General features: G+C 35.4%; 29 protein-coding genes. 13 read left to right on the forward strand and 16 right to left on the reverse strand.

What is annotated here, in order from left to right:
* Nucleotides 1-45 precede the first annotated feature (45 nt).
* Nucleotides 46-942 carry a class A beta-lactamase gene (bla, locus tag GTH24_RS10445; RefSeq protein WP_164526374.1) on the forward strand — a complete coding sequence of 299 codons (897 nt, stop codon included), beginning with the start codon at nucleotides 46-48 and terminating at the stop codon, nucleotides 940-942.
* Between the two features lie 503 nt (nucleotides 943-1,445).
* Here the strand turns inward: bla and GTH24_RS10450 are convergent.
* Complete coding sequence (locus GTH24_RS10450; RefSeq protein ID WP_036936508.1) at nucleotides 1,446-1,910, reverse strand: Lrp/AsnC family transcriptional regulator; 465 nt, start codon at nucleotides 1,908-1,910, stop codon at nucleotides 1,446-1,448.
* Nucleotides 1,911-2,071: 161 nt separating this feature from the next.
* Between GTH24_RS10450 and GTH24_RS10455 the strand changes: the two genes are divergently transcribed.
* Nucleotides 2,072-2,683: a LysE family translocator gene (locus tag GTH24_RS10455; protein WP_164526375.1), complete on the forward strand. Its 612-nt coding sequence runs from the start codon at nucleotides 2,072-2,074 to the stop codon at nucleotides 2,681-2,683.
* 56 nt (nucleotides 2,684-2,739) lie between these two features.
* Here the strand turns inward: GTH24_RS10455 and GTH24_RS10460 are convergent, their stop codons facing one another.
* Nucleotides 2,740-3,309 carry a HutD/Ves family protein gene (locus tag GTH24_RS10460; protein ID WP_164526376.1) on the reverse strand — a complete coding sequence of 190 codons (570 nt, stop codon included), beginning with the start codon at nucleotides 3,307-3,309 and terminating at the stop codon, nucleotides 2,740-2,742.
* Nucleotides 3,310-3,424: 115 nt separating this feature from the next.
* Nucleotides 3,425-4,840: a PLP-dependent aminotransferase family protein gene (locus GTH24_RS10465; protein WP_164526377.1), complete on the reverse strand. Its 1,416-nt coding sequence runs from the start codon at nucleotides 4,838-4,840 to the stop codon at nucleotides 3,425-3,427.
* A gap of 137 nt (nucleotides 4,841-4,977) precedes the next feature.
* On the opposite strand from GTH24_RS10465, the gene GTH24_RS10470 reads away from it, so the two are divergent.
* From GTH24_RS10470 to GTH24_RS10490, 5 genes are all read left to right on the forward strand, one after another.
* A complete protein-coding gene (locus tag GTH24_RS10470) occupies nucleotides 4,978-6,312 on the forward strand; it encodes a cytochrome ubiquinol oxidase subunit I (protein ID WP_164526378.1) in 1,335 nt (444 codons plus the stop codon).
* A complete protein-coding gene (cydB, locus tag GTH24_RS10475; protein ID WP_072068258.1) occupies nucleotides 6,302-7,309 on the forward strand; it encodes a cytochrome d ubiquinol oxidase subunit II in 1,008 nt (335 codons plus the stop codon). Before GTH24_RS10470 ends, cydB begins: the two co-directional genes overlap by 11 nt.
* Entirely contained in the window at nucleotides 7,290-7,451 is a 162-nt protein-coding gene (locus GTH24_RS10480; protein ID WP_072068259.1) for a DUF2474 domain-containing protein, read from the forward strand. The genes cydB and GTH24_RS10480 overlap by 20 nt, the downstream gene beginning before the upstream one ends.
* Nucleotides 7,452-7,975: 524 nt before the next feature.
* Nucleotides 7,976-8,359 carry a DUF805 domain-containing protein gene (locus GTH24_RS10485; protein WP_072068260.1) on the forward strand — a complete coding sequence of 128 codons (384 nt, stop codon included), beginning with the start codon at nucleotides 7,976-7,978 and terminating at the stop codon, nucleotides 8,357-8,359.
* Between the two features lie 392 nt (nucleotides 8,360-8,751).
* Complete coding sequence (locus tag GTH24_RS10490) at nucleotides 8,752-9,597, forward strand: siderophore-interacting protein (protein ID WP_164526379.1); 846 nt, start codon at nucleotides 8,752-8,754, stop codon at nucleotides 9,595-9,597.
* 93 nt (nucleotides 9,598-9,690) lie between these two features.
* Here GTH24_RS10490 and GTH24_RS10495 read toward each other — a convergent pair whose 3' ends face one another.
* From GTH24_RS10495 to phoH, 6 genes are all read right to left on the reverse strand, one after another.
* Nucleotides 9,691-10,389 carry a fimbrial biogenesis chaperone gene (locus tag GTH24_RS10495; RefSeq protein ID WP_164526380.1) on the reverse strand — a complete coding sequence of 233 codons (699 nt, stop codon included), beginning with the start codon at nucleotides 10,387-10,389 and terminating at the stop codon, nucleotides 9,691-9,693.
* A gap of 11 nt (nucleotides 10,390-10,400) precedes the next feature.
* Nucleotides 10,401-11,477 carry a fimbrial protein gene (locus GTH24_RS10500; RefSeq protein ID WP_072068263.1) on the reverse strand — a complete coding sequence of 359 codons (1,077 nt, stop codon included), beginning with the start codon at nucleotides 11,475-11,477 and terminating at the stop codon, nucleotides 10,401-10,403.
* Nucleotides 11,478-11,488: 11 nt separating this feature from the next.
* A complete protein-coding gene (locus tag GTH24_RS10505) occupies nucleotides 11,489-14,002 on the reverse strand; it encodes a fimbria/pilus outer membrane usher protein (RefSeq protein ID WP_347147226.1) in 2,514 nt (837 codons plus the stop codon).
* 13 nt (nucleotides 14,003-14,015) lie between these two features.
* A complete protein-coding gene (locus tag GTH24_RS10510) occupies nucleotides 14,016-14,708 on the reverse strand; it encodes a fimbrial biogenesis chaperone (protein ID WP_072068264.1) in 693 nt (230 codons plus the stop codon).
* A 49-nt stretch (nucleotides 14,709-14,757) separates the two neighbouring features.
* Nucleotides 14,758-15,348, reverse strand: a complete 591-nt coding sequence (locus GTH24_RS10515; protein WP_072068265.1) for a fimbrial protein — start codon at nucleotides 15,346-15,348, stop codon at nucleotides 14,758-14,760.
* A gap of 561 nt (nucleotides 15,349-15,909) precedes the next feature.
* On the reverse strand, nucleotides 15,910-16,695 hold the full coding sequence (phoH, locus tag GTH24_RS10520) for a phosphate starvation-inducible protein PhoH (protein ID WP_164526381.1): 786 nt from the start codon (nucleotides 16,693-16,695) through the stop codon (nucleotides 15,910-15,912).
* Between the two features lie 349 nt (nucleotides 16,696-17,044).
* On the opposite strand from phoH, the gene GTH24_RS10525 reads away from it, so the two are divergent.
* The gene (locus GTH24_RS10525; protein WP_072068267.1) at nucleotides 17,045-17,488 is read left to right on the forward strand and encodes a methyltransferase family protein; all 444 of its coding nucleotides are present in this window, start codon (nucleotides 17,045-17,047) and stop codon (nucleotides 17,486-17,488) included.
* A 15-nt stretch (nucleotides 17,489-17,503) separates the two neighbouring features.
* On the opposite strand, the gene GTH24_RS10530 is transcribed toward GTH24_RS10525, so the two are convergent.
* Nucleotides 17,504-18,487 (reverse strand): endonuclease, encoded by a 984-nt coding sequence (locus GTH24_RS10530; protein WP_115349855.1) that lies wholly within the window; start codon nucleotides 18,485-18,487, stop codon nucleotides 17,504-17,506.
* A 253-nt stretch (nucleotides 18,488-18,740) separates the two neighbouring features.
* On the opposite strand from GTH24_RS10530, the gene GTH24_RS10535 reads away from it, so the two are divergent.
* Nucleotides 18,741-18,923, forward strand: coding sequence for a hypothetical protein (locus tag GTH24_RS10535; protein WP_036912881.1), 183 nt, complete (start codon nucleotides 18,741-18,743; stop codon nucleotides 18,921-18,923).
* A gap of 4 nt (nucleotides 18,924-18,927) precedes the next feature.
* Here GTH24_RS10535 and GTH24_RS10540 read toward each other — a convergent pair whose 3' ends face one another.
* The 6 genes from GTH24_RS10540 to GTH24_RS10565 all read right to left on the reverse strand — a co-directional run bounded on the left by GTH24_RS10540 (nucleotide 18,928) and on the right by GTH24_RS10565 (nucleotide 23,210).
* A complete protein-coding gene (locus tag GTH24_RS10540; protein WP_176694679.1) occupies nucleotides 18,928-19,401 on the reverse strand; it encodes a threonine/serine exporter in 474 nt (157 codons plus the stop codon).
* Entirely contained in the window at nucleotides 19,392-20,195 is an 804-nt protein-coding gene (locus tag GTH24_RS10545; RefSeq protein WP_115349856.1) for a threonine/serine ThrE exporter family protein, read from the reverse strand. Before GTH24_RS10545 ends, GTH24_RS10540 begins: the two co-directional genes overlap by 10 nt.
* Nucleotides 20,196-20,796: 601 nt before the next feature.
* Nucleotides 20,797-21,234: a universal stress protein gene (locus GTH24_RS10550; RefSeq protein ID WP_072068270.1), complete on the reverse strand. Its 438-nt coding sequence runs from the start codon at nucleotides 21,232-21,234 to the stop codon at nucleotides 20,797-20,799.
* Nucleotides 21,235-21,299: 65 nt separating this feature from the next.
* Nucleotides 21,300-21,638, reverse strand: a complete 339-nt coding sequence (locus GTH24_RS10555; RefSeq protein ID WP_115349858.1) for a hypothetical protein — start codon at nucleotides 21,636-21,638, stop codon at nucleotides 21,300-21,302.
* 115 nt (nucleotides 21,639-21,753) lie between these two features.
* The gene (locus GTH24_RS10560; RefSeq protein ID WP_036912874.1) at nucleotides 21,754-22,182 is read right to left on the reverse strand and encodes a universal stress protein; all 429 of its coding nucleotides are present in this window, start codon (nucleotides 22,180-22,182) and stop codon (nucleotides 21,754-21,756) included.
* A 143-nt stretch (nucleotides 22,183-22,325) separates the two neighbouring features.
* Nucleotides 22,326-23,210 (reverse strand): NAD(P)H-hydrate dehydratase, encoded by an 885-nt coding sequence (locus tag GTH24_RS10565; RefSeq protein WP_072068271.1) that lies wholly within the window; start codon nucleotides 23,208-23,210, stop codon nucleotides 22,326-22,328.
* Between the two features lie 263 nt (nucleotides 23,211-23,473).
* Here GTH24_RS10565 and GTH24_RS10570 point away from each other — a divergent pair, with 263 nt between their 5' ends.
* The 4 genes from GTH24_RS10570 to GTH24_RS10585 all read left to right on the forward strand — a co-directional run bounded on the left by GTH24_RS10570 (nucleotide 23,474) and on the right by GTH24_RS10585 (nucleotide 26,699).
* Nucleotides 23,474-23,695 (forward strand): DUF2594 family protein, encoded by a 222-nt coding sequence (locus GTH24_RS10570; protein WP_036936466.1) that lies wholly within the window; start codon nucleotides 23,474-23,476, stop codon nucleotides 23,693-23,695.
* Between the two features lie 728 nt (nucleotides 23,696-24,423).
* A complete protein-coding gene (locus GTH24_RS10575) occupies nucleotides 24,424-24,786 on the forward strand; it encodes a hypothetical protein (protein ID WP_006536483.1) in 363 nt (120 codons plus the stop codon).
* A 297-nt stretch (nucleotides 24,787-25,083) separates the two neighbouring features.
* Nucleotides 25,084-26,061: a porphobilinogen synthase gene (hemB, locus tag GTH24_RS10580; RefSeq protein ID WP_072068273.1), complete on the forward strand. Its 978-nt coding sequence runs from the start codon at nucleotides 25,084-25,086 to the stop codon at nucleotides 26,059-26,061.
* A 173-nt stretch (nucleotides 26,062-26,234) separates the two neighbouring features.
* The gene (locus GTH24_RS10585; protein ID WP_072068274.1) at nucleotides 26,235-26,699 is read left to right on the forward strand and encodes an HIT family protein; all 465 of its coding nucleotides are present in this window, start codon (nucleotides 26,235-26,237) and stop codon (nucleotides 26,697-26,699) included.
* Nucleotides 26,700-26,748: the final 49 nt, after the last annotated feature.

Genomic DNA, 26,748 nt, shown 5'->3' on the forward strand with positions numbered 1-26,748 from the left:
TTATATTTAACTTTTTTTATTAAATTAATATGAGCATCCATTTCTATGTTTAAAACAACATGCCGTCAAACCGCAGTGATCGCAGTTTCATTAATATCTCTACTTGCTTCACCCATGCTATGGGCTAAAACAAATAGCACTATTGAAGAACAATTAACGACACTTGAAAAAAATAGCCAAGGCCGTTTAGGCGTTGCGTTAATTAATACTAAAGATAACTCACAAGTAACTTATCGTGGTGATGAGCGCTTTGCGATGGCAAGTACCAGCAAAGTTATGGCTGTAGCTGCCGTTTTAAAAGAAAGTGAAAAACAATCAGGATTGCTTGATAACCCTATAACCATCAAAAAAGCTGATTTAGTCCCTTATAGCCCGATTACAGAAAAACATTTAGCAACTGGAATGACACTGGCTCAATTAAGTGCGGCTACCTTGCAATATAGCGATAATACAGCAATGAATAAAATCCTAGATTATTTAGGAGGGCCTTCCAGCGTTACTCAATTTGCACGTTCAATTAATGATGTAACTTATCGACTAGATCGCAAAGAGCCTGAATTAAATACAGCTATACATGGTGATCCTCGTGATACCACCTCTCCAATTGCTATGGCCAAAAGCCTTCAAGCATTAACACTAGGTGACGCATTAGGCCAATCTCAACGCCAACAACTTGTTACTTGGTTAAAAGGTAATACAACAGGCGATCACAGTATTAAAGCGGGTTTACCAAAACATTGGATTGTTGGAGATAAAACCGGTAGTGGTGATTATGGCACAACTAATGATATAGCCGTTATTTGGCCTGAAAACCATGCACCATTAATTTTAGTCGTCTATTTCACACAACAAGAACAAAATGCGAAATACCGTAAAGATATTATTGCCAAAGCAGCTGAAATTGTAACAAAAGAATTTTCCAATTTATCTCAAACAAAATAAATTTCTTTATTGATAATATAAATAATAGATCAAATGTAGTAATAGAGTTATTTATTGACTCTATTACTAAAAGTATACAAAAAATAATACAAATAACTTAAAAATAAACAATTAGATTGTAATAAACAAGAATAATATATTGACTTTGATTAAATGGATTTATGTTGAGGAAAAAGATATCAGAACTTTTTGAATTAATTAGTGAATTATTATCGTGCGCGGGTCAAATCACCCTCACCCAGATCAGACTTTGTATCGTTATTCTTATCATATTAATGCTAATTATTGTCTCTTTATGTACTTGGTCGATTTATCTCTATTTTATTGGTGCTTCATTATTTTTCTGTATGTTACTTTATACACCAAAGATATATCGGTTTATTAAAAGCTGGATAGTTTAACTTATGCCAATAAAAAGCCTCTGTTAAGATTTAACTTGAGGCTTTCTCTATTAAATATATCTGTGATAATTAAAAATCAAATAACTCTAAATATTTAAAAAATTAAAGTGGTAAAGCAAAACTTACTTTTACCGTTTCCATTGGTACTTCTGTTTTTATACTTTGGATGCTTGGAATTTGTGTTAAATAATCGGCATGAAAACGACGATATGTTGCTAAATCTTTAGTCACTATCCGAATTAACGCATCACACTCGCCGGCCATTAAATGGCATTCTACCACTTCAGGTAACACCTTAATGGCCTTTACAAATTCTTCTATCGTTTCTGCATCCTGTGCTCTAAACCAGATCCTTGCGAATAAAGATAAACCTGCATCAACCATACTACCATCTAATACAGCAACGTAGCGCGTGATCACTCCCGACTCTTCAAGTAAACGCACTCGGCGAAGACAAGGTGACGGTGATAGTCCAACTTCTTTTGCTAGCTCAATATTTTGAATTTTGCCATCACGCTGAAGCACCTGCAAAATATGTTTATCTATCTTATCTAATTTTATTGACATCAAAGATTAACCTTAATTCTATTTGTGGAATTTTATTGCCAATTAATTCTTTTTGTTAGCAACAAAGCAACCCGATTTTTTCGAAAACATCATATAATCTTTCCGCTAAATTTCACAGCAAAAACGATGTTTCTCTTAATCTATCTCTATCAGGTGAAAAGATGGAATTTAACACTTTATTATTATTCGCACTGACGGTTCTACCGCTTATCTGTACACCTGGGCCTGATATTCTTTTTATCTCATCCCAAGGGTTATCAGGAGGAATGAAATCAGCATGGATTGCGAATTCAGGCGTGATATCCGGTTATTTAACCCATGCGTTACTGAGTGCTTTAGGGCTTGCAGCCTTAGTATCTACATCTCCCATTTTATTTCACTTACTCAAATGGGTCGGTGTTGCCTATATCAGTTATCTTGCCCTTAAAATGTTGATATCAGCCTGCAAAAAAGGAAAGTTAGTCCTTAATGCCACTAAAGCTTCATCTCTATTTCGTAAAGGTTTTTTAACCAGTTTCCTTAATCCTAAAGGTTTATTAGTTTATCTCGCTATTTTACCAAACTTTATTGATAATCATAATGATGTCGCAACACAATCATTACTGTTATCTGGGATATTTATCACGACTTGCTTAATTATTTATGGCCTTCTTGGTAGCTTCTTTGCTTATGTCAGCTTAAAAGGTGGTTTAAGTGATAAACGTCGTCGTTATAACGATGGTATTGCTGGTGGATTACTCACTCTTGCCGCCGTTAATCTGGCTTTAAATTAGCCATAATCCTAAGCATCATTTATTATTTCAATCAATATTTGACCACAAAAATACCTTTATTTTAGTGGTCGAATATCTGCCCATAATAATTGGCAATTTGCGGTTAACGGTCTTATTTCACCTTCTCGAATATCGGGCAACCACCATGCACCTTGCCCTTTTGATAAACGCTGACAAGTAGCGCCAGTTAAAGTCCATTCACCTTGCGTTATATAAATAAGTCCCGCGTGAGAGCTTGGTAATATAAGGGGTTGTGTTACTAATGTAGTTTCTGCTTTCCAGCATGTCCTGCGTACCATAATATTTAAACATTTCACGCCCCCTTTAATCAGCTCCGACTTAACATAAATATCACCTGAAAAATCAAAAGGTTGATAAGGATCAGTGACAGAATGACTCAGAAATCCAGCGCTATTTAAATTAAGTCCATTACCTTCTAATAGCACCATTTGCCGTTCAATATCAGGAAACTGTCCTAATGAGCCATTATCTTCGATAGATGTTAAACACGCTCGCCATGAAAAATCATTATTCACTGGCCAACACACAATTTCTTGGGTTGTGCCTTTTTGATTACGCCATGGAATAAACGGTAACTCTTGTTGATCAAAACAACGTAGCTTCATTGTGTCCTCCTGCAATATCTGGCTAGTCAGTCTGATAATGAGGTTAAGAATTAATCATTGGAGATTACCGTTCATAAATCAATATCTAACTTTAAAAAATGTGCGCTAACGTCCGCTATTTACGTCGTAATTTTCTACATCCTTCACCGATAATTTCCATTCCTTTTTCTGTCCTGCTATTCCATTGAAAAGAAGAATTTAAACGAAAAGCATGGTTAAATTGAGAACTGGTGGAAAACATGGAACCAGGTGCAATACTGACCCCTCTTTCCAATGCAAAGTGATAAAGTTTATTTGCATCAAATGTTGATTCAAATTCTAGCCAGAGAAAATATCCTCCTGTTGGAATATTCACTTTTACATCTTCAGGTAAATGTGCCTGTATGGCTTGCAACATGCGATAACGCCTTTGTTCTAATAATAATCTTAATCGACGAAGATGCGTATCATAGCCTCCTTGTGATAGGTAATCCGCAATAGCTTGCTGTGTCGGCATACTCGCAGAAACTGTACTCATCATTTGTAACTGTTGTATTTTTGTTGCGTGTTTTCCTGCGGCAACCCAGCCTACGCGAAAGCCCGGAGCTAAACATTTAGAAAAAGAAGCGCAATGTAATACGCTATTCGTTTTATCAAAGCCTTTTACTGGCATTGGCGCCTTTTGGCTGTTATAGAGTTCTCCATAGACATCATCTTCAATTAACGTTATCTGTTTTTTCGCTAATATTTCCACCAACCTTATTTTGTTTTCATCAGGCATTGTTCCACCTAATGGATTTTGACAATGACTCATCAACCAACACGCTTTTATATCGTATTGATCCACTACTTTTTCGAGTTCTTCTAAACAAATTCCTGTTATAGGATCTGTTCTAATCGCAATGGCTTTTAAACGTAAACGTTCAATAGCTTGTAATGCACCATAAAATGCGGGTGATTCAATCACCACCCAATCACCTGGTTCGGTTACTGCCTGTAAACTAAAGCTCAATGATTCCATTGCACCCGCAGTGATCACTATTTCATCTGGAGAGACATGAATACCTTGCAATGCATAGCGTTGCGCAATGTTACGGCGTAACTTTTCATTTCCTGGTGGTAAATTAATTACTGAACTTTGAGGTGCTAAATGTCTTGCTGCTGATGCTAATGCACTACTGAGTTTAGGTTGGATAAATAAACTAGGATCGGGAAATGCTGAACCAAAAGGAATAATCTCAGGATCTTTACATGCTTGGAGCACATTAAAAATGGAGGTGCTAATCTCAACATTTTCACTCATGTGTAACCCTTTACTGGCTGTTACTTGGCCAAAGCGTGTATTACGATGTGCAACGTAATAGCCTGATTGTGGTCGCGCGGTTATCCATCCTTGGCTTTCTAATAATTGATACGATTGTAAAACAGTCATTAAACTTAAACCTGATTGTTTTACCGTATCCCGCAATGAAGGTAAACAGTCGCCAGATTGCCAGATATTATCTTCAATCTGTTGGCGTATTTGCGCTGCAAGCTGTTCATATCGAGTCATATAAAACTGTTCACCTCAAAAACTGTTATAGTCATTTTTAAACTTATTGTCACTATTATAGCTTACTGTCATATGGTCTACTAATCCACACGATTTACCTGCAATTTACATTTACATATCAATAAAACGAGGTTTTTATGCTTGGGTTAAGTGCCTTCGATTTGGCGCGTATCCAATTTGCGTTCACAGTTTCTTTTCATATTATCTTCCCCGCTATTACTATCGGATTGGCTAGTTTTTTAGCCGTATTGGAAGGTTTATGGTTAAAAACCCGCAATAAGGATTATTTAGCGTTATTTCATTTCTGGTCAAAAATATTCGCTGTTAACTTTGCTATGGGTGTTGTCTCTGGTTTGGTTATGGCCTATCAATTTGGAACCAACTGGAGCTTTTTTTCTGACTTTGCCGGCTCAATTACAGGCCCTTTACTGACTTATGAAGTGCTTACCGCTTTCTTCCTAGAAGCGGGATTTTTGGGCGTAATGCTATTTGGTTGGAATAAAGTGGGCGAAAAACTTCACTTTTTCGCAACCTGTATGGTCGCATTAGGCACACTGATGTCAACGTTTTGGATCTTGGCATCAAATAGCTGGATGCAAACACCACAAGGTTTCGAAATCATTAATAACCAAGTTGTCCCCGTAGATTGGATTGCGGTTATTTTTAACCCCTCGTTTCCTTATCGTCTCGCTCATATGGGCGTTGCCGCATTCCTTGCTTCTGCTTTCTTTATTGCTGCTTCCGCGGCGTGGCATCTCCTTAAAGGCAATAAAACATCAGCAATGAAAAAGATGCTTTCAATGTCTTTGTGGATGATTTTAATTTTAGCACCAATTCAAGCTCTCATTGGTGATGTCCATGGTTTAAATACCTTAAAACATCAGCCAGTAAAAATTGCTGCCATTGAAGGTCATTGGGAAAATAAACCAGGTGAAGCAACACCGTTAATTCTCTTTGGTATGCCTGATATGGATGCTGAAGAAACCAAATATAAGATAGAAATCCCTTATCTTGGCAGCATGATCTTAACTCACAGCTTAGAAAAACAGGTTCCGGCATTAAAAGAGTTTCCGAAAGAAGATAGGCCTAATTCACTTATCGTTTTCTGGTCTTTCCGCATTATGGTTGGCCTCGGGATGTTAATGATCCTAGTGGGTGTTTGGGGAACTTGGCTGCGATATAAAAATAAACTTTATGAATCTAAAACCTTCTTACGTTTAACGTTTTTAATGGCACCGTCAGGTCTTATCGCGATCCTTTCAGGTTGGTTTACAACAGAAGTCGGTCGCCAGCCTTGGGTTGTTTATGGCATACAGCGAACACGAGATGCTGTCTCCGCTCATGGTGAAATGCATATGAGTATAAGCCTGCTGATCTTCTTTGTTGTTTATGGCTCTGTGTTCGGTGTTGGATATGCCTATATGTTAAGACTGATCCGTAAAGGTACTTCGGAGGTTCATCATGGGAATTGATTTACCCGTTATTTGGTTCATCATCATCGTATTTAGTACATTAATGTATATTGTCATGGACGGCTTCGATCTCGGTATCGGTATGCTCTATCCATTTATTAAAAGCGACCAAGATCGTGACTTAATGATGAATACCGTAGCCCCTGTGTGGGATGGTAACGAAACATGGCTAGTCTTGGGGGGAGCTGCATTATTTGGTGCATTTCCACTTGCTTATGCTGTTATTCTTGATGCATTAGCAATGCCTTTAACTTTAATGCTTGTTGCCCTGATTTTCCGTGGTGTTGCCTTTGAATTTCGTTTTAAAGCAGATAATAATCACAAAGGTTTTTGGGATAAATCCTTTATTTTTGGATCAATGCTAGCAACCTTTATGCAAGGAGTTGTCGTTGGTAGCGTTGTTCAAGGCCTACCTGTTGTTAATCGCACATTTGCAGGTAGCTATTTTGATTGGTTGTCGCCTTTTGCACTCTTTTGTGGTTTTGGCTTAGTTATTGCCTACTCCTTATTAGGATGTGGTTGGCTAATCATGAAAACCGAAGGCCACTTACAGCAAAATTTATACAAAATTGCTAAACCACTGACACTGGTAATGCTTGCTGTGATCGCTGTTGTTAGTGCATGGACACCGCTAGCACAACCAGCCATTGCTGAACGCTGGTTCACGTTACCTAATTTATTCTTCTTTTTACCCGTTCCACTTTTAGTGTTATACAGCTCATGGCTGATCTTGCGCTCGATAAAAAAACAAGGACATTATCTTCCTTTCTTTGGGGCATTGGCTTTAATTTTCTTAGGTTTTGCCGGATTAGGCATCAGTATTTGGCCTAACATTATTCCGCCTGCCGTTAGTTTTGTAGCTGCTTCGGCACCACCAGAAAGCCAAGGATTTATGTTAGTTGGCGCGCTCTTTATTATTCCAATTATTCTCGTTTATACATTCTGGAGTTATTACGTTTTCAGAGGAAAAACCAATTATGAAGAAGGCTATCACTGATCCACAAATACAAAGCAAACCCTCATTATTAAAAAAATGGGGCTGGCTAATTACAATTTGGTTTTGTAGTGTTTTAGCTTTATTTGCGGTTTCTTCTCTTTTTCGATTCTTAATGACGCTTGCGGGAATGAAAGTGAAGTAAAGGCAAAACACACACAGCAATATAAAAACAGTACCGCACGACGGTAAAAATAAACACAAAGGGCTGATATTGTTTTAGCCCTTTTTATTTTCCATAATTAACTAAAATTAAATCAAACACATTGATAAAATAACTATAAATACATCATTTTTGATCAGTAGTAAGGGATAAACTCTTTTTTATTATGTTATGTCGATAAATAAAGATATAAACAATCCTATAAAAAGCTATCTTCACTAGAAATAAAATAGAGTACTTGTTGAATTCAATTTCTAAAGTAATTATGATACCCGCCACTTAGCTCTCCACATCAGTATTAGTTTATAAAGACGTATATTGTATATCATGTAGATATTACCTATTTGATTAACTTAAAAATTAAGCTCATATCCCTATAAAATAGAGGGAATGGTCATAATGTCTTTTTAAAAATGTATTTTGATAATTTAGAATTATCTTAATTGCTAAGAAAGATCACCTAAACTAGGCTTACGTATTGTTGCTACTAAATTAAGGATGAAGTCATGAATTGGTATTTGGAAGTCATTAAAAATAATTACGCTAACTTTTCAGGCCGTGCTCGCAGAAAAGAATATTGGATGTTTACTCTGGTAAATACCATTATCATTACTGTTCTATACGCTATTTTAATGTCATCAATAGATATGAACACTGGTGAAATGAGTTCATTAGGTTCAATTGTAGGTATTATTATCGGTATTTATTCTTTAGCTATTATTGTACCTAGCCTTGCCGTCACTATTCGTCGTTTTCACGACCAAGATAAATCAGGTTGGATGTTCTTACTTGCATTTATTCCTGCTGTTGGTGGATTAATTGTTTTTGTCTTTATGTGCCTAGAAGGAACTAAAGGCGACAATAGATTTGGCCCAGATCCTAAAGCTTAATCTATTGCTGACATCATATAAAAATACAGTGAGTATAATATTTTAAAGTTTACTCACTGTATTTATTGATTTTTCCGCATTTATTTCAACTCTCTAAAACCATTCCTTTTTTCAAAAAAATAACACCAATCCTCTCCTACCACATTACATTTTAGTGTTTTTGTTTTCTTCTCATTTTTATAATTAATATTTATTAATTATTATCTTAAGCTTATTACATTGATTTTTAAGTTTTTTTCTTGATTGTAATTTGAGCCTAATCACACAATGATAAGTAAAACATACACCTCACTTTACTAAATTAAAGTTAATGTTGATAATGACTATCATTATTAATTGAAAATGATAATATCTACATCGAAAAAATAATTAAATGAGTCAGGTAAAAAAACGTGAGTAACCCAAAAACACCTCAAGAAAAAAATATTTATAAACCAGCTCCTCCTCGCCTAGTTCAAGTAAAACGTATTACTGATGTCACTCCAGGAATGCGCTGCATTACCTTTACTAGTGATGATTTAGATAACTACCCAGCTGATACTGCGGGCGCACATCTAAAAATATTTTTACCATTAGAAGGCCAAGTTAAGCCAACAGTACCGGGTTTTTCTGAAAAAGGTCCCAAATGGCCTGAAGGCGAACCAAGATCGATTGTACGGACTTATAGTGTCCGCGCTATTCGCCCAGAGCAAAAAGAGTTAGACATTGAATTTGCCGTTCATAACGATGCTGGTCCAGCTATTCATTTTGCGCTAAATGCAAAGCAAGGCGACTATATTGGGATCACTAATCCAGGTGGCCCAGATCCCTTATTAGCTCCTGCATCACATTACTATATGGCAGCCGATCCAAGTTCATTACCTGCTTTAATGGCTTTAATTGAAACAATGCAACCTAATGTTCAAGGAAAAGTCGTTATACGAGTAGAAAACGAAACACATCGCCAAGAAATTAAACATCCTAATGGATTAGAAATAATCTGGTTAATTGGCTCAGTTGAAGAGCAAACTGAAAACTTAATTAATAAATTTATGTCTTGGAAATTACCTGCTGAAGATGTGGCATTTTGGATTGCAGGTGAAGACAAAATTATTCGTGCATTAAGACGTCATATTCGTCGTGATAACGGTTACGATCGTAGCTTAATTTATGCTATTCCTTATTGGCGCTTTGGCTATGACGAAGAAGGTTATCATGCTGAACGTCACCATGTTATGGATAATGAAGACGTAAGCTAAGTAATAAATTAAAGATTAAACGTTGGCTGTACAGGCTGCATATTAGCCCCTCATTAATATGCAGCCTTTTTATTTAATCGTGATATGAAAACGCTATTTCTTCATCCTTTTCTCATCTTGCTGATAATTTCCATCATCATCAATATAAACAAGAGTCATAATCTGATGAGGATTTACCTGTCCTTGATATTGAATTTTTTGTTTTGAAAATGGTGCAACCATAATAGCATTAATGAGAGGTTGAGCTTCTTTATCATCAATATAGATCTTTGAAATAGTAAAAAAATAAGCACTAGGATTATTTATCTCTAAATATTGCGCGCTCTGTGTAATTTCAATCTGTTTAAAAATATCGTGGGTCGTTAATGTAAGTTGATTAGGTCGGTAGAAAATTTTTATTCGTGTCTGTAAAGCTAATTGGAGTGTATTTACATTTTCTTTCTTGTCTGGCTTTGGCGGAATATCTAATACATTTAAATAAAAAATAGATTCTCTATCTTGTGGTAAAGAATTATCAAGTTGCTGTAATTTTAATCGCAGCCCCCCATTTGCAGAAATTTTCGCCATAGGGGGAATAACAAGAAAAGGCGCAGTTGTCGTTTCTGGCGTCGATGCAATATTTCCTTCATCTGTCCAACTTTGAATTAATGTTGATTGCTCACTTTGATTAACTATTTGTAATAATATCGTTGATTGGTCAGCAGGGAAAACTAAACGCGTTCGTTCTAGCACTACGCTGGCATTTGTAAAAGGCGTTATCAATATAAATAACAGAATAAAAAAATTTTTCATCTTGACACCTTTTAATCGTAAGACATTACCAGCGTTGCCGAACTTGTTATTTTGCCTTGAGTCACCGTATTCGCATTATAAGGGGAGTAGTAAGCGCCCATATTTATAGAAAACACAGGAGATAATGTACTCCCTTTAGTTACACTAAAAATACTCGTCGCACTCCCTTGTGTATTTATTGAATCAGATAAAATAAGCGGGCTATTTGTGTTATCTGCTTTTACGACACGAAATCCAACCCCTCCCGCCCCCTGTGCGGTAGTATTCGTTAATATGGTTTTATCCGTCGCTAATAAGTTTTGGCTTGATAAAAACATATTAATATTACGAGATGTTTTCGAATCACCTAATAAATTTTGGCAGGTAAAGTTTAATGTAAAGGGAGTATAACCGGCTTTATCAACTGTTTTTGCCTCTTTAACACTAATTAACGGTAATGAGACAACAAGTCCTGCATTAGAAAAATCACATGTTGTCATTACTGGGTTATAGGTAATTTTCATTGGTTGTAAAAAAATATCATTTTGATCGACAGGCCATACCCACGTTAATAAAAACTGCACTAATTTAATCACAATATTCAGCAACCATTGAATAATCCCTACACTTGATGCATCAGAGGCTAAAATAACCGGGGTAACAAGGGCCGTGTTTCCACTTACTTCAGTGTAATTACTCGACGGCTTAGAGGTGAGTAACGTAAATTTAAGGGTAAAATTAGTATCTAAATCAGATGCAGGATGCGTTCCCGCAGCAATATTTTCCACACTCTTTTTTTCTAATGACGTTAAAGTGATAGAAACAAACTGTTTTCCACCATTAAAACCTATTGTTCCTGTTCGATTATCAGCAAAGGGTGAAGCTATACCCACTGAATTAGGAAATAGCCCTCTTGCGGTACATTTAAATGTACCTGGAAATGTTGTTCTACTCGCCTTCGTAACCGTTGTTGAAGCGCTATTTAAATCTCCAGATATGTCGAAATTAATATCTGGTGCTGTGATCGTACTATCTGGCTTACAATTAGCAATCGCCTTTTGGCTTAATATTCCTATTAATAATAAAAATATAAAGGTTGATAATTTCATAGACCTTTCCTTTATCGACAGATATTACGATTTTTATCCATCGTATTAATTAAATGGCTAATTACACATTCTATTTTGCCGGTTTCATTTATTTTTATAGAGACAGAAGACGGTAACGTATCACTTTTTAAATAAAGTACACCGGATTGTCCTACATATCCTATTGCTTGTTTCTTATTATTAAAAACTTCTGTTCCAAAAGGTAAACTTTCACCATTATCTAAAGAAGCTCTAATAATAAAAGTTTGGCGTTGATCCGTTTCTAATGAAAGATAATTAACTGCACCTAAATAAGGAGTAACATGCGTAATATTTCCAACAACTTCAGCATTTGATGGAAGTTCAGTATTGGTTAATGTATAAATATTTGTACGATAAGGAATGCTATTTGCTACCAAGACAACGCCTTGATGATTAGTTAAGGTTGCTTTATGTCCATTCACCATCATATTATTTGCCATTGGTGCTTCAATAATGGTATAGGTTTTTCCAGTATCTCCTGAAAATGCAATATGATTAGGAATAGCAACAACGGTTCCTCTTGTCCCTAATCCACCTTGACGATAATCATTTGCCTCAGTATAAGAAGCGGAAAGTGTGCTATAAGGGTGGCGATAACTCACATTCGCACCGACTAAATTATTCCCACCCGTTTGATTTGAACCTGTTAAAGTATAATTGACTAAATCATCTTTACCTGCCGTTCCACTTAAACTTAATGTAGATTGCTGATAGCGTGAATCTGCCGCGTAAATAGAGGTATTTAGGTTTGCTCTTTTATCGAAAAATGAAACAGGGATACTGACATTTAAGTAATAACGTGTTTCTTCTTTATTATCGTAATTCCTTAATTTGGATACAGAAAGATTATAAGCAATATCGTTATAGTTATTTGAATATCCTAATTGATACTCTCGATTACTGTTAGTTGTATTCCAATAATTTCGATGCGTGCCTGAAAGAAAAATAACACCTCTCTGACCACCTAAATATTGGTTAAGATTAATAGTAAACGTATTTTTTGCTCGAGATCCTCTTAATGCATCAAAGGTTGTTAAATCTAAATCAGAAATAGTATTATTATTTCCCTGCTGTTTAGCGAGATCGTTTTGATAATCTTTCCAAGCTTGGTAATTGTCATGCGAGTAAATAGAATCAACAAAACTATAATAATCACGAGTTGAATAACGATAAGCCGCCAGTGTTAAATTTGTTAATGTGGCATCCATATATTTGCTATATGCCAGACGAAAGCTTTGCCCTGTCTTCTTACCGATTTGTAAATCTGCGCTTGCATGAGTTATATCCGCAGAGATTGCGCCAAATTTAAAATTCCAACCACTCCCTATTAATGCTGAATAATAATCTTCGCTGACAATTCCTCCTGCATATACAGTTACTAAATTATTTAAGCCATAATGAAATTCACCTTGTGCAAATTTAGCTCGATAATCCGTATTGTTAATACGTGATTCGCCTAGCATCACATTATAGCGATATACCCCTTCTTTTAGCATATCGGGAACGGCTGAAAATGGCACCGTGAAAGACTCTCTTCTTCCATCGGCTTCTTGAACAACCACTAATAGATCACCGCCACCTGCTGTGGGTTGAATATCTCGAAAAGAAAACTCACCAGGAGGCACATTTTCTTGAAAAACTAAATTTTCATTTTGATAAACACTGACTAATGCGTTGGTTTGAGCAATACCCCGAATAATAGGTGCAAATCCTTGGCTTGAATTGGGTAGCATTCCCATTTCTGTCGCTAATGATGCCCCTCTAAATGAAATACTGGTAAAGAGTGCCGCAGGTGTATAAAAGTCACCAATCGTTAATCCGGCAGTTATCTGACTTAGCGCTTTATACACATAGCGGGTATTATTCTTCCACTCGCTTTTCCCGTGAGAATAGTAGGAATAGTTAGATTCATCTCTAAATTGCCATGCTCCTAAATTAATACCTGAATTAAGATTGGCAAAGAAATTTTCGTTATTACTTTTATTTCCTTTTTTCTCTTTGTAGTTATAGTAATTTAAATTATAGGATAAGATCAGCGCCGAGATACCTTGCTCCCAATAACTGGGATCAACATATCCCATTTCAGATTGTTTAATAGAAATCTGAGGTGCACTGATATCAAGTCTTAACCGATTAATATCTAATGTTGTAGTAACATTTTTTGCAAGCTCGTTAATTAAAATCGTTTTTTGTTCTGTTATTTTTTGTTTGGCTGATAAAGATAAATTTAAACCGAGCTTATTTACATCTTCTGTTTCAATGCTTATCCCTGCATTAGCACCAAGAACATTTATTTCAAATTGCCCTTTCCATGCTTGATTAACATAGACATCAACAAGTTGTTTCCCTTCAGGCACTTTATCATCTATATAAAATCGTGAAATATCCCCGTTTTTTGATTTTCCTACTAATAAAGATGTATCAAATCCCTCTGCATACAGATCTTGAGCATAATGTTGCATTCCTAAAAAAATAAGGATTGAGAGGTATTTTGGATTATTCACGATGCTGTCTCTGTTAGAGTTTAATATTCTGTGATTTATAAACACCAAAATCATCAACATAAATAACAACAACCGAATGACTGGTTAATTTATTGATTAGCGGTAACTCACGAGAAGATAAAGGCGAGATCATTTCAGAATCAACAAGCGTAATACGAGGAGTTTCTTCTGTAGAAATAGAGGCTATAGTGAAATGATACTGTGAGTTATTTTTAACAATGACTTTATTACCATTCAATTGATACGTTATTTTTTCATTAATACGTGCTGGATCATCCATTAACCCTTTCGGTCGATAAAAAACTTTAATTCTTGTTTTCATCGCTAATTGTAAATAACTTTTTCCTTTTAAGGCTTCCGCATTTTCAGGGATATCAAGAATATTTAAAAAATAAACTTGTTCAACATTATCTTTTAATCCTTCATTGGAATTCTTTATTCTTAATGTTTGCCCCTGTCTACCCGCTATTTTTACAATGGGTGGGTATAAATAAAAAGGAGAATTTGCATCTTCCGGCGTTGAATCAACATCACCGTCATCTATCCAACTTTGTATAAGTGAAGCTAAATCACCATTATTTGTTAATTGAAGATTAACACTATCTACGCCTTCATAATAAATAACGCGTGTACCGTTAATAATAACATTAGCAAATACACTCGTTGGTAATATCAAAGCAATAATAAAAATAATTAATTTTTTCATTATAAACACCCTAAAAAACCAGACTCAAATTGAGTCTGGTTCCTTTAGATTATAAATAAGAGACAGTATAAATAACGTTAGAGTGTACAGGCCCTGTTTTAGCCGCTGTTGCATTAGTTTTATAATAACTCGCAATTAAACGTAGTGTATCTGAATCCGGCGCTGTTTTATCGCCTTTGATACCCGTATCAAATGTTGCATTTAACGGTATAGCAACCGTTGGTGCAGCAGTTGTCGATAAGCTAAAGCCGACATTTTTCGCAACTGTTGGATCATTTTCATTAGCGGTATCATTCACTAAATATAACCCACTTGTTGAAATGCTATTTGCAGATGAAAAATGTATTTTTAAATTACTGCCAGTGGGTGTTGATGCTGGTGCACAATCAGAGAATGTTAAAGCAAACTCTTTTTGATTTTTGGTGATCACGGCATTAGCCGTTGTTCCTGCATCAGATACAGTAATAGGATCTAATAAAATAGAGAAATCGGCGCTATTTCCCCCATTAATAGTACAAGTGGTATCACTAATAGCACCAGAGAAAGAAATAATTCCACCGGCACTGTTAGTTGCGGCAAATGCTGACGTCGACAATATAGCCACTGATAATAATGACAGTGGGAGTTTATGTTTAAGCATATATAACCCCAAGAATAGACAAATATTTAATTAGCAAAAATAAGCTTCTATTATTGCCATCATTAACTAAAGGATGAAAAAGAAAACCCTAGTCATTTTTGATATTAGCTACATTTAAAAATCTCAACAAATAAAAATAAACATTTTTTAAAATTCGTGATTTAAGTCAAATTTAATTAACCGCTCACCATAGTTAATATATAAACGTATTGATATTTAAATTTATTATTTAATTTAAATACAATTAACTAAAAAACAATAACAATTAATGTATTAATAAACACTCCAATAAAGAATAGTTTTTGCTAAATGCACAAATAAGGAATAATTTATTTTAATAAACTATTCCTTATTAAGGTATAAAAAAATATTTTTTCATTCAGAATGAGAGAAGGCATAAATTTTATGGTGGGAAAAATCGTCAATAAAAGAGTGTTTTATAAAATTAATAAAATATCAATACCATGCTATTTGACATATTTAATTATTGATAGGCTACATATTAATCATCTCAACAATATGTAGCCTTTGATTATTTCATGCAGAAACTCTGACCTTTATTCAATTAGTATATGCTGCTAATACATGTTGACATAAAGTTGAACGCACACAGTCTTCTTGTGTAAATTTAATCACGCCAATTTGATTATTTTCCTCAAATCGAATAAGGGCATCCGCTAATCCTGAATTTATATGTGAAGGTAAATCACATTGGGTTATATCACCATTAACAACCACGGTAACATTCTCGCCCATACGTGTTAGAAATAACTTCATTTGATTCACGGTAACATTTTGTGCTTCATCTAAAATAACAAAAGCATTTTCAAATGTACGACCACGCATATAAGCAAAAGGAGCAATTTCAACTTTACCAATTTCGGGTCGTAAGCAATATTGTAAAAACGAAGCACCTAAGCGTTTCACTAATACATCATAAACAGGACGAAAATAAGGAGCGAACTTCTCAGCAATATCACCCGGTAAAAAACCTAAATCTTCATCAGCTTGTAAAACAGGACGTGTCACAATAATACGCTCTATATCTTTATTAATTAGTGCGTCGGCTGCCATTGCGGTACTAAGAAACGTTTTACCACACCCCGCTTCTCCTGTAGCAAAAATAAGATTTTGATGTTTAATGGCATTCATATATTGGCGCTGTATTTCATTACGCGGAGAAAGTACACGTTCATCACGCTTCTCTCTCGCCATACCAATAGTATCAATATCCCCAAATCCCGGTAAAATCATCACATTATCTCTATGTACTCCACTACGTTGTTCTTTACGTGAAGTGCGTTTATTTTCTCGGCGTGATCGTGTTGCTGCTTTTTGTCTACTCATAGTGGTATTTACCCTTGTTAGTCTTCAAAAAGTCATCGACATCTCTATTTGTCTTCCATTCGCTTACCGATGAGTCCCCTTCAGACTCTGTTTAGTCACAGAAAACAAAAAAACCGGTCACAATCCTGAACATTAAACATCAATGAACGGTTGTTGCCGGTTTTCTGTGAGTAACGAGATATTTCCATTGCTTCTATCATTCATATTCCCCATCATGGAGTTAGAGTGAAATTAACGAAGCTTTATGACAGTATAATGACAAAAGAAAAATATTTTCAATACTGAGCTTATCTATAACGAGATGAACTTAACATAAAAATAACAATAAGTGTTATTTTAGGGAGAGTAAATGAATTTCTTGCGATTACCTTTTATTTATTGGTTACTACTTAACCTAATTCCATTTATTAGTTTTGAACTTCACTCAGGCTCTCTAAAAATGGGTTTCTTTTTTTATTTAGGTTTACTCACTATTACGACTTCTGGGATCTGGCTTTTTTATTGCCTCGCATTTTTTATTAAACAAAAAACATCTCCTAATCCCAATCACACACCTCGACAATTAGTGACAAGTGGCCCTTATAAAATTAGCCGTAATCCTATGTATCTCGGTTTTTTGGACATCAGTATTGGGCTATTTTTTATTTTTGGTAATTGGGGATTTTTAGGTGCAGCGATTGCGTTCTACTTTATTACTGATCGCTATACGATAGTACGTGAAGAGAAGATCTTAAATGAGTTATTTCCACAAGCGTGGCAACAATATTGCCGCCACGTTCGTCGTTGGATGTAATCTAAATAATCACCTTTAAGGCTGTTTGCAATTATTTGCTAAACGATAACCAGCCTTAATCGCCTCATTTTCTGTTTTAAAGAAGACAGCATTTTTATCTGACATGGTTTTATAGCCAGAGCAATGGGCAAAATGATAAATTTTACTATTTATATTACCCTTAATACTTTCAGATTGTGATGTACTTACTTGTTTCGGTGTCTCAGTTTTAACTTTAGTGACTGGTGCATTATTTGTTGCAGATAATCCGGCACCACTATTTTTATGCCCTAATTGCCATTTCACTTCTCCCGTCACAAAAGGATTATGATATCCAACGACACGAGCAATACGATTATCACGCTCTTTTTCCCATGCCGTTGGCGGATAAGACTTATCCCAAGCCATTAATAATTGTTGTTGCTGACGTGACATTGAGAGGTTATAGCGATCATGTAAATAGAAATAGACCCTTGCTACTTGACCTTTTACTTCATTACGAGGCTCAAAAGTACGTGAGGCAAAATCAACACGGCTACGACATTGACCATATTGGTAAGGTGCTTGAGTAGGTAATTGCCCAAAGCTGAAATTACTACGATCACCATTAACTTCACCAATAGACGGTGCTAAATTGTGTAAATCGGCTTCGATCTTGCCAAACACAGGATCGTTTTTCACACAATTAGCTCGACCACCATTTTGCCAACATTGACGCTGATGCCCAAACACCCATGCAGGAACAATATGTTCCCACTCAATACGTGCAGCTCTTGTTTGTTGTGTTCTTACTTGATAGCCACAACTGGCTAAATCGACACGACCACCAGATTTCCCTACCCATTCCCAATCGCAGCCACAATAAATCGTTCCTTGTGATTTTTGATTTTGATCATAATAGATACGTTCTTTTGCTATCTCTTTTGCTTTTGTAAAATTTTCTGGGGCTTGTGCTTGAACATTTAATGTAAAAATAAATAAACCCAATACAATCGCGGTATAGTGTAATATTTTTCTCAAAGTGATATCTGCCTTACGCTTTATTTTATTAAACCCAATAAGAATTATCTTTAATAACCAACTGATAATCTTATTTTTATTTTTCTTTATATTACCTTTTTTAAATTTATTTTGGGCAATCTTTCTTGCTATTTTTTATGTGAAAAATAAAACAATAAGCGTGAATGGTAATAGAAAAAGCCGTTATTCTCGACATTAACGCAAAAGGGATTTGCTATGGTTTAGTCCATCAATGATTTGGAGAAAATTAAAAATGAATGAGAATATGCTGAATTTAATGGATGAATTAGTAGAGATCACAAAAAAGCATGCGAATAACGAAGATGTTAAAGCGCATGCAAGTTTGGAGTCTGAAAACAAATTACGAATTCAAATTATTATTTCTGACAAAAATGAACTGGATATTACATTAAATTCACTACAACACGCGATGTAAGAAATTATACACTCGGACGCTTACGATATAACCATAATCCCGGCAAGGATAGCCCGATAGAGAGCGCACCGACAATAAATGAAGCTTTAAGGAAATTAGTAACTAAAGCTTCAAAAATCTCCTCGCTATAACCGATTTGTGTTAATTTCACCACAGAGATCATCGCGATATAGGCATTAATTCCAGGGAACATTGGAATAACAGCCGCGACAGTGAAAACTTTAGGATGAGCAAGCCACCAGCGTGACCATTGAATACCAATGCAACCGACTAAAATTGCGGCACAGAAACTTGCCCATTCAATATTCATTCCACTCATAATCAGCACAGTACGTGAGCCATGCCCTATTGCCCCTAATAACGCACAATATTTTAAAGCACGTAAAGGCACATTAAATACCATTGCGAAACCCACTGCAGGAATGGCGGCTAAAATCATATCTTCAATAAGGGTAAGAATAATCGTTATTATGCCCAATCTCTTAACTCCCATACTGCCATGGCTAAAATAACCCCTAAACAGGTTGCCAATGTTAACATTGTTGCCATTGCCCAACGCGCTAACCCCGTATTAACATGGCCTTTAAACATATCAGCAACAGCATTAATTAAAGGAAATCCGGGAACCAATAATAAAACACTGGCAGCCATTGAAATAGTTGCAGTTGTTTGAAAATAAGAGAGCTTTAATAATAAACCTGAAACAGATGTGGCAACAAAAGCAGTAATACAAAAATTAATTAGTGGATTCATTTGACGATGCGTTAATACTTGGCGTACAAACATACCAAGGCCACCACCAATAGCCGAAACTAAAAAACCATCCCAATTGCCACCATTTAATTTAGAAAAACAACCACAAGATAAGGCAATCATAAAAATAATCACCCAACGTGGATAGCGTAATGGCTTTATATGCTCAAAGCGTTTTCTTGCTTCATGAATATCTGCAAGATGATGTTCAACCAAAATAACAATATGCTGAACCTCTGTCACTACATGCATATTAATGCCACGATCAACTATCTTTCGTGTTGATGTCTGGCAATGTCCATTGACTATCGTCGTTAATACAACTGCATTAGCAGAAATTGCACTTTCGACTTGATGTACACCTAAAGCTAAACCTAAACGGGTTGAAAGCTGTTCAACCAGCATGCTTTCTGCGCCATGCTGCAATAGCAATAACGCAGTTTGAATACATAACTTGGTAATTTCACGCTGTTTATCTTGTGAAATGGCAGTGCAGTCCGCCATTATCTCATTATCCATACCATGCCTTAGTTTTAATCAAAAACGAGCTACTGCTAATATAAAGTTTATCAGCATAGCTCATTCCTCGCCCTATTATCTTTCAATATTATTATGAAGAAATAAAATATTTAAGGCAGTAGGTAGATCAATCTTTATTTACTCACTCGCTTTTATTCGTAGGATCTCTGCTTTAGAAAACTCGTTAAATAATATGTATTCTAAATCATTCAGGATACGGCTAACCAACAAGCAGAGCTTTATACGTGCAATAGTATATAACTTGTGCAAATAGACGTCGCCTATAACGCTGTAATTTGAAGTATGACGAGTATATAAAATAAAAAAGGTGCCAAATTTGGTATTCAACATAATACTCATCTCTCATTAAAAAAATAATAGAATTCACTTTAGAATGCCTATCATTCTCAATCAATAAGATCCCTTATGTTTGCATAAAAACCACATTAATAAACAATTACACCTATCTATATTTTTTTACCTAGCATTGAAATAACAATGCATATCCGAAATGATAAGTGATTTTTTATAAACCAAAGTAAAAAAGCCCCCAAATAAATAATTTAGGGGCTTTTGCTGTTTTTTACTTTTATGAAAATTTTTAGCGGACAACTAAAACAGATTGCTTCGCATAAGCAACGATACCTGACGCATTTGAACCTAATAAGTGAGTTGAAATACTTGGACGACGTGAACCAATCACAATCAAATCAGCATTAATTTTTTCAGCTAGCTCTAAAACTTTATCTCTTGCAGAGCCAAATACGGCTGAATACTCAACTCGTTCATTAGGCAAATCGATACTATTAGCTAATTCTTGCAGTTGTTCTTGTACACGTTCAAGCGCTTTGTTGGCAAAAGAACTTAACATGTCATAGTGATAGCTATAACTAATAGAAAAACGTGAAATATCAGGAATAGCATGGAAAAGATGCAGTTTCGCACCTTCTAGTTTGGCAATATAAACAGCGTGTTGTAAGGCTTTTTTCGTTAACTCATCTTCTGAAATATCAACAGGTACTAGAATTGTTTTGTACATAGCAACTCCTCATTATCAGATTACTGTCTGTTTTTATTGTAGCGTTAAACCCACAGCTTGCTTATTTAATCTTCCTCAAGATGCCATTTATGCAATTGTCGATGAATAAACGGTGTGACAACCAGCCCAATTGATAAAATAAAAACACACTGAAGAAACAAACCATATATTGCAATAAAAAAGCGCCCTGTTGGGGTCGCAGGTGCAGGCTCTACTGGTTGTCCACTCAACATAGAAATTGCATTTAATGAGGACTCCATAAAGCTATGCCCTTCAATTAAATAGAATCCTAATACGCCGGGTAATAACCCTAAAAAAAAGAAAATAGAGCCTATTACATAATAGCGTAAGATGCGTAGAATAAAACGATCGAGCCTTAAAAGTTCTTGGGTGAATTTTTCCATTCTTATTCACTCTATAGAGTGTTTACTCAATAAATGGCTTACTAAATAAATAAGATAAACTACGCAAAAATAAAAATATGCTACGAGGAATACTCATAGCATATTAATGAATATATTAACGAACAACTAATACTGAAATTTCCGCGTAGCGAACTACGCCCGCTGCGGTAGAGCCTAATAAATGAGTGCTAATATTAGGTCTGCGTGAGCCAATGACAATTAAGTCGGCTTGAATATCTTTTGCTGTAACTAAAATCTCATCACGAGGTGAGCCAAAAGTAACCGTATAAGCGACCTTTTCAGCTGGTAAATCCACCGAATCTACCAACATTTGCATATCATTTTCTGCTTTCACTGTCGCTTTATCTTTAATTTCTGGATAACCCAGTGAATAAGCATTAATGATTGCCGAAGAGATAGGAAGAACATGAATTAAATGTAAGTTAGCTCCCGTTTCTTTTGCTAAATACACAGCATGTCGTACTGCTTTACTGGTTAACTCTTCTTCTACAATATCAATAGGTACTAAAATCGTTTTATACATAATAACTCCTCTCAACTCTCCATTTGCCTTAATCTTACCGCAATAACCCAAAGATTACTGTGAGTGAATTAACTAAAAACAATCTAATCTTAATATAAACCTACTTTAATTATTAATACGTTATACGATAAAACAAAAAGATCTTATTCAAAATAATCGGCATTATGTTGTTGTGTTTGCACCCATATTTGATTACGAACATCGCGAACAGTATCAATCAATTCTGAAGCGGTTAATCCTATTGGTCCAATACCTTTTTCAACTAAAATATCAGCAGCAATACCATGTATCCAAACCGCGCTTTTAACCGCTTCAGACATTACCATTCCTTGCGCTAAAAAACTCCCCATGATACCGGTTAATACATCCCCACTTCCTGCTGTTGATAATCCACTGTTGCCTGTTCTGTTAATTAGGATCTCACCTGTAGGAGAAGTAATAACTGTATTTTCCCCTTTGAGTATTGCCCAACAGTGGTAAAGTTTTGCCACTTCTTTAGCGGCTTGTTCTCGGTTATTTTGAACATCACTCAATGTACAATTAAGTAAAATAGAGGCTTCTTTGGGATGTGGCGTTAATACACAATGTTGATTAAGTGAGATTTTTGATTTTAATTTTGCCATCAACACTAGCGCATCCGCATCAAAAACATAAGGTTGGTTTTCATCACGTTGGGCTAATACATTTAATAAAATATTTTCAGAATTTGCCGACACCCCCAACCCACAACCAATAGCCCAAGCAGAAATATCTTGCCTATCGACTAACTCAAACGCTGTTTTTAGCATGAGCTCTGGTGCGCTATCAATAAAAGGAAGAGGAAGTTGTAATTGTGCGAAACCAAGAAAAACTTTTCCACAGCCCGCTTTTAATGCACTTTTACCAGCCAACACAATGGCACCACTCATTCCTTCAGCACTACCAATAATACCAATTGTTCCAAATGTACCTTTATGTGTATTTCCTGTTTTACGCTGATAAAGTGCAGGATAATGTGTTATTGCATATAATAACTGCTCTTTTTTCATCTTATTCTTCTCCACCATTTCCTGCATTTTTTCTTATTATTAATCGCAATAGATATACAAGCTCTCTTTCACGACTGATATTTAAAGTATAGCGTGATTTTAGTGAGTAAATGTAAGAGAGTACTATTTTGCCTGATTGTCACTCTAACGATACCAATCTTATAAAATGCTTGAGGCTACACTATTCATCCCTCATCAAGACTTTGCTATTCTATTGGCCTAATTTGATATCATTGGCCAATTAAACACAAAGGAAGTAGATAATGAACGAAAAATTTAAAACACAAGCAGATGTTGAAACATTGGCAGAAGAAGTGGCTTGTTTAAAAACCCTGGTCACTTATATGTTAAAAGCATTAGGCCAAGCAGATGCAGGTCGTATTATTTTAAATATTGAACGCGCGATTGCAGAAGTTGATGACGAAAAACAAGCAGAGACATTCCGTAATACTATTAGCCAAATTAAAACTGTTTATCGCCAGTAATTGATTTATTTTGGATTGGGTTTGGTACATATTTTTATTCTATTTTCTGAACTTTTTGTGCTGCACAAATAAACAAAAATTAGTTTTAAATTCCTATATACTCAATCTCGAAATAAACCATTCTTTATTCATTTAGCTACCCCTCTATCTTTATAGAGGGTTTTTTTTCTCTTTTACCCCCATTTTTTAACTCTCTCATTCAAAAGTTTTTTCATATTTTATAAATGATAATTATCTTTTTTATTCATTATCTCTAGCTAATAATCTGAATAACAAATGTTTTTTTGTTAAGCATTTTTAATGCTATTTGAATTGGGGAGTAAGATAAAATCTTATACTTTTAGTGTGTTGATTATAAAACAACCTAAAGAATTCAATGAATTAAGTTTATTTCAGTATTAATAGTTTATCATTTTATCCTTATTTTTATATTTAACTCTCTATTTTTTATTATTAACATAAATAAAAAGCAATATCATAAAATGTAAATAAAGATAAATCCTAATATCATTAAAATCATGTTATTTTATTTATTGTTAATTATAGCTTTCCTTTGAAAATAAAAACCTAGTTTATTGTCCTTAAACACAATTGTAGCTATAAAACTAGATTTAATCGGATTAAAAAAATTAACGTTTTATATTTTTACACTTATTCTGATTTATCGTCACCCTTGTTTATATGTTACACTCAATGAGTACGTACCAAAAAATAAACATGAGGCTAAAATGAAACCACTTCTCTTATCTCTGCTATTATTGCCCGCAGTTGCTTTCGCAAACCCAACTAAAATGGCTGATGATTACTGTGATACTTTTAAAGATATCTCAATTAAAGCTTATGATACAAAAGAACCAGCAGAGAAAATCGCCAAAGATGCAGTAGCCTCTTTAAATGCAAAGAAATTTGATTTTGCAAAATTAGAAGCAACTGAAGCACAATTTACTGAAGGCACTATCGAAGTTGTTAACTCTTTACGTGACGCAAAAGCTGAAATTGGTTCTCGTGCAGAATTCCAAGAAGGCCTAACTCAAATTGTTGCTGCTTGTAAAATTCAAATGATCTCTGCATTAGAAGAGCAAAAAAAATAATCTTCTCATTAAGAAATGAGTAGTCATCAATTTAAAGAGTAGAAATTATCCTGCTCTTTTTTCTCTTTCTCTATAACTAACTCTCTACACTCTAAATAATTCGAGGTGTGGTCAACAACACTACAACTTGAAGTATGACGAGTATCATTAGTATGTGGCTAGTGCGAATGAAAGAAGTCAACAACGCTACGGCTTGAAGTATGACGAGTATCAATTATAGAGTATCTATCTATCAATATTAAGGTTTATAATACCTCAGTAAATACTTGTTAGTACTGGCCATAAAAAGGAGATATTGTGAGCAACGAACAATCCATCCAGCGTTTAAGAAGACTACGCCAGTCAGAAAACCTGCGCGCGCTCTTTCAGGAAACAACCTTAACTAAAAATGATCTCGCTCTGCCTATTTTTGTTGAAGAAGGGCTTGATGATTATCAGCCTATTAAAAGTATGCCGGGTGTGGTTCGTATTCCTGAAAAGCGTCTTGCTTACGAAATTGAACGTATTGCCAAAGCTGGCATTAAAACTGTTATGACTTTTGGGGTATCCCATCATCTTGATGAAACTGGAAGTGATGCTTGGAAAAGTGATGGCTTAGTTTCTCGCATGTCTCGTATTTGTAAAGATGCAGTACCAGAAATGATTGTGATGTCTGATACTTGTTTTTGTGAATACACTTCACATGGTCACTGTGGCGTTTTACATGGTGAACATGTTGATAATGATGAAACTATCTATAATTTAGGTCTTCAAGCTGTTGCTGCAGCACAAGCTGGTGCAGATTTTATCGCGCCATCCGCAGCAATGGATGGTCAAGTCGCCGCCATTCGCGCAGCTCTTGATAAAGCAGGATTTGGTGATACAGGCATTGTCTCTTATTCAACTAAATTCGCTTCAGCCTTATATGGTCCGTTCCGTGATGCAGCGGGCTCACGCTTAATTGGTGATCGCAAAACTTATCAAATGAATCCAATGAACCGCCGTGAAGCGATCCGTGAATCATTAATTGATGAGCAAGAAGGCGCTGATATGCTGATGGTAAAACCCGCAGGCGCTTATTTAGATATTATTCGCGATGTGCGTGAACGTACGTTATTGCCTTTAGCGGCTTATCAGATCAGTGGTGAATATGCCCAAATTAAATTTGCGGCATTAGCTGGTGCAATCGATGAAGATCGTGTGGTCATGGAAACTTTAGGCTCAATTAAACGTGCAGGAGCAGATTTAATTCTATCTTACTTTGCACTTGATTTAGCTGAAAGAAACCTACTTTAATCATCTTATGCTCGAAATGATCTAAGGTGTACTAAGATACAGCTATGCACAATGTTTCATTTGAGTACATACAGTAAACAACTTATTGAAGATGCTCCAAATAATTCAAGGTGTAGCGGCAACAACGCTACACCTTGAAATATGACGAGTAATTTTATTATGGGGCAATTACTATGGATAACTGTATTTTCTGTCAAATCGTTGCGGGAAAAGCACCTTGCCATAAAATTTGGGAAGATGATCACCACCTCGCTTTTCTCTCTATATTTCCTAATACCAAAGGCTTTACTGTTGTTATCCCTAAAAAGCACTATCCAAGTTATGCGTTTGATTTAAGCGATGAAGCTTTAGCCTTGCTCGTTATTGCAACCAAAAAAGTCGCTAAGATCTTGGATAAAACATTTCCTGATGTTTCTCGCTCAGGCATGTTTTTTGAAGGATTTGGTGTTGATCATGTTCACAGTAAACTTAGTCCAATGCATGGTACTGGTGATATGACAAAATGGGCGCCCATTGAAAATAAGCAGAAGATTTTCTTTGATAAATATCCTGGTTATCTTTCATCTCACGATTTTGAACGCGCAAGTGATGAAGAGCTTGCACAATTAGCATCCTTGATCAGAAAAAACAATCAATAAATACAACAAATAAAAATCTAACTTATTCTTTTTATACTCAAGGCTCTCA

Source organism: Proteus vulgaris, assembly GCF_011045815.1.
Taxonomy (GTDB): domain Bacteria; phylum Pseudomonadota; class Gammaproteobacteria; order Enterobacterales; family Enterobacteriaceae; genus Proteus; species Proteus vulgaris_B.

Bases quoted from the DNA above. Each gene is read 5' to 3' on its own strand.
- cydB (WP_072068258.1), top strand. From the start codon at position 6,302: ATGGGAATTGATTTACCCGTTATTTGGTTCATCATCATCGTATTTAGT.
- GTH24_RS10515 (WP_072068265.1), bottom strand. From the start codon at position 15,348: ATGCTTAAACATAAACTCCCACTGTCATTATTATCAGTGGCTATATTG.
- GTH24_RS10470 (WP_164526378.1), top strand. From the start codon at position 4,978: ATGCTTGGGTTAAGTGCCTTCGATTTGGCGCGTATCCAATTTGCGTTC.
- GTH24_RS10500 (WP_072068263.1), bottom strand. From the start codon at position 11,477: ATGAAATTATCAACCTTTATATTTTTATTATTAATAGGAATATTAAGC.
- GTH24_RS10485 (WP_072068260.1), top strand. From the start codon at position 7,976: ATGAATTGGTATTTGGAAGTCATTAAAAATAATTACGCTAACTTTTCA.
- GTH24_RS10545 (WP_115349856.1), bottom strand. From the start codon at position 20,195: ATGGATAATGAGATAATGGCGGACTGCACTGCCATTTCACAAGATAAA.
- GTH24_RS10585 (WP_072068274.1), top strand. From the start codon at position 26,235: ATGGATAACTGTATTTTCTGTCAAATCGTTGCGGGAAAAGCACCTTGC.
- phoH (WP_164526381.1), bottom strand. From the start codon at position 16,695: ATGAGTAGACAAAAAGCAGCAACACGATCACGCCGAGAAAATAAACGC.
- GTH24_RS10560 (WP_036912874.1), bottom strand. From the start codon at position 22,182: ATGTATAAAACGATTTTAGTACCTATTGATATTGTAGAAGAAGAGTTA.
- GTH24_RS10525 (WP_072068267.1), top strand. From the start codon at position 17,045: ATGAATTTCTTGCGATTACCTTTTATTTATTGGTTACTACTTAACCTA.
- GTH24_RS10565 (WP_072068271.1), bottom strand. From the start codon at position 23,210: ATGAAAAAAGAGCAGTTATTATATGCAATAACACATTATCCTGCACTT.
- GTH24_RS10555 (WP_115349858.1), bottom strand. From the start codon at position 21,638: ATGGAAAAATTCACCCAAGAACTTTTAAGGCTCGATCGTTTTATTCTA.
- GTH24_RS10495 (WP_164526380.1), bottom strand. From the start codon at position 10,389: ATGAAAAATTTTTTTATTCTGTTATTTATATTGATAACGCCTTTTACA.
- GTH24_RS10550 (WP_072068270.1), bottom strand. From the start codon at position 21,234: ATGTACAAAACAATTCTAGTACCTGTTGATATTTCAGAAGATGAGTTA.
- bla (WP_164526374.1), top strand. From the start codon at position 46: ATGTTTAAAACAACATGCCGTCAAACCGCAGTGATCGCAGTTTCATTA.
- GTH24_RS10535 (WP_036912881.1), top strand. From the start codon at position 18,741: ATGAATGAGAATATGCTGAATTTAATGGATGAATTAGTAGAGATCACA.
- GTH24_RS10570 (WP_036936466.1), top strand. From the start codon at position 23,474: ATGAACGAAAAATTTAAAACACAAGCAGATGTTGAAACATTGGCAGAA.
- GTH24_RS10455 (WP_164526375.1), top strand. From the start codon at position 2,072: ATGGAATTTAACACTTTATTATTATTCGCACTGACGGTTCTACCGCTT.
- GTH24_RS10510 (WP_072068264.1), bottom strand. From the start codon at position 14,708: ATGAAAAAATTAATTATTTTTATTATTGCTTTGATATTACCAACGAGT.
- GTH24_RS10450 (WP_036936508.1), bottom strand. From the start codon at position 1,910: ATGTCAATAAAATTAGATAAGATAGATAAACATATTTTGCAGGTGCTT.
- GTH24_RS10465 (WP_164526377.1), bottom strand. From the start codon at position 4,840: ATGACTCGATATGAACAGCTTGCAGCGCAAATACGCCAACAGATTGAA.
- GTH24_RS10460 (WP_164526376.1), bottom strand. From the start codon at position 3,309: ATGAAGCTACGTTGTTTTGATCAACAAGAGTTACCGTTTATTCCATGG.
- GTH24_RS10575 (WP_006536483.1), top strand. From the start codon at position 24,424: ATGAAACCACTTCTCTTATCTCTGCTATTATTGCCCGCAGTTGCTTTC.
- GTH24_RS10480 (WP_072068259.1), top strand. From the start codon at position 7,290: ATGAAGAAGGCTATCACTGATCCACAAATACAAAGCAAACCCTCATTA.